2 protein-coding genes are annotated in these 2,262 nt (G+C 66.5%); both read left to right on the top strand.

The features are described from left to right. Window positions 1-769, top strand: a 769-nt coding sequence (locus tag AB4Y86_RS17200) for an elongation factor 1-alpha C-terminal domain-related protein (RefSeq protein WP_441403379.1), incomplete at its 5' end; no start/stop codon positions are given. Window positions 770-868: 99 nt separating this feature from the next. Beyond that, window positions 869-1,876, top strand: coding sequence for a GTP pyrophosphokinase (locus tag AB4Y86_RS17195; protein WP_441403378.1), 1,008 nt, complete (start codon window positions 869-871; stop codon window positions 1,874-1,876). Window positions 1,877-2,262: the final 386 nt, after the last annotated feature.

Raw genomic sequence — 2,262 nt, 5'->3', positions numbered from 1 at the left:
CCGCTCGGACCGTACCCCCTGGTACGACGGCCCGGCGCTGTTGGAAGTCCTCGAGACGCTGCCGGCTGCCGACGAACTCGAAAGCCACCTGGAGAGCTTCCGTTTCCCCGTCCAGCTCGTGATCCGGCCGCAGGGAGCGCTGGCTCCAGACGCCGTCGCCGGCGGCCTCGATCCGGAGACGTACCGCGACTACCGGGCCTACGCCGGGCAGATCACCGAAGGCTCGGTCAAGGTGGGGGATCAGGTCAGCATCCTGACCCCGGGCCAGGATCCGCGCAGCACCACCATCACCGGGATCGACTTCGCCGGCCGCGAGCTCACCGAGGCTGCGGCACCCCAATCCGTCGCTCTGCGCCTCGCGGACGAGTTCGACGTCGCACGCGGGGACACGATCGCGGCGGCCGGAACGTTCCCGGAATCCACCGCGGACGTTTACGCCGCGCTGTGCTGGCTCTCGCCCAAGCCGCTCCGCGAGGGTTCGAAGCTGCTGGTCAAACACGGCACCCGCACGGTCCAGGGCTTGGTCCGGAATGTGACCGGCAAGCTCGACTTGGCCAGTTTTCAGCTGGGACCCGCGTCCACGCTGGGGCTCAACGACATCGGGCATGCGCAGCTCCGGCTCGCAGCGCCGTTGCCGCTGGAGAATTACCTGCACCACCGGCGGACCGGAGCGTTCCTGGTCATCGACCCGCAGGACGGCAACACTCTGGCCGCCGGGCTCGTCAGGGACCACCCGGGCGATCACGAGGACGAGCGCTACTCGATTTGAGGCAATCCGGTAACCTTTTTGGCCTTGCAATAGCTCAAACCGGCGCCCTTCGATACTCTGCTGAGTAGAGCCGCTGCACGGTGTTGTAAGGGGGACCGGGTGGAAGATCATGATTCCGTCGTCGTCAGCTCCTTGGAGCAATTCCGTGCGCTGCTACCCCGGCTAAATGCGGCTTCAGAAGCCATCGGGGACGCCATCCGCGCCCGGCTCCGCGACGACGGCCTCAACCACCACACTGTGCAGGCCCGGGTCAAGGAGCTCGACTCGGTCAGGGACAAACTGGAAAGGCTCACTGCTGACGGCAAATTCAAATATGCGCGCGGCCTCGAGCAGCTCGATGACCTCATCGGGGTCCGGGTCATCATGTTCCTGGAACCCGACATCGCGGACGTTGCAACAGCCCTGAAGGGGCAATTCAACTGCAGCGAGGATGACGACAAGACCAGCTCCCAAAGGCGGAACGGCCAGATCGGCTACGCAGGGCGGCACCTCATTCTGGAGGTCCCCGCCGAGAACGTTCCCATCGGCTGCCAACCGTTCATTGGAGTGCGCTTCGAAGTCCAGATCCGCACCGTGCTGCAGCATGCGTGGGCAGCCTTCGAGCATGACATCCGCTACAAGGGCCTTGCGGAGGCCAACGCGGAGGTGGACCGCGCGTTCACCATGGCGTCGACCTTGATTGAACTCGCCGACGCCCAGTTCTCCGCGATCAACGACATCGTCAAACGCCGCCAGGCCGAAAGTACGGCCGAGTTCGCGGCGAGCCCGGCCACCGAGCTCACGGGCGACATCCTCCACGACATGCTCGCGCGGCTGCTGCCCGAACACCCCAGGAGCCAGGCCTGGCAGTACGGCTGGCTGGGGGACGTGCTGGCGGCCAACGGCGTGCGGACCGTGGCCGACGCCGAAGAGCTCTTCGGCGGCGCCGACTGGTCCGGCGTGGCCAAGCGGATGGACTACAACTTTCCTCCCGGCCACGTCCGGATTGCCGACGACTTCCTGTTGGAGACGTGGGGCGTTGACTACATTGCGCGCACCAGGTCCCTGGGCGGCGACCCCAAACGGGAAGCGAAGCTGACGTACCGGCTGGAGCGCATGCAGGACTGAGCTGTTCAGCCCCGCGTCGGCCCCGCATATGACGCTGCATGAACTCGCGTGACCCCGGGTTTCCGGACCATTGAACCGGGTTAGCCACCCTCCCTAGGGTGAATCCATGACTACTCCGGAACTGTTCACCAAGCCTTCCAGCAGGGCACACCAGGGGCGATGTCGCCGGCGCTGACCACCCGCCCCCGGCCACCCGCACCGCCCACGAACAGGACCCGTCCATGTCATCCACCCCCGAAGACCCCACCCCCGGCACGACCCGGATCGTTGCCGGCGAAACGGCGAAGCCGACGCGCAAGCGCACCGTCGAAATCAGCGTCGCCGTCGGACTGGCCCTGCTGATCGGCGCCGGCGCCGCCGTCGCCTCGACGGTGTCCGGCAACAAC

The organism is Arthrobacter sp. 2YAF22_2 (genome assembly GCF_052114645.1).
In the GTDB taxonomy this organism is placed as follows: domain Bacteria; phylum Actinomycetota; class Actinomycetes; order Actinomycetales; family Micrococcaceae; genus Arthrobacter.
The sequence above is the reverse complement of the archived record's forward strand: the minus strand, read 5'-3'. Positions and strand labels throughout refer to the sequence as shown.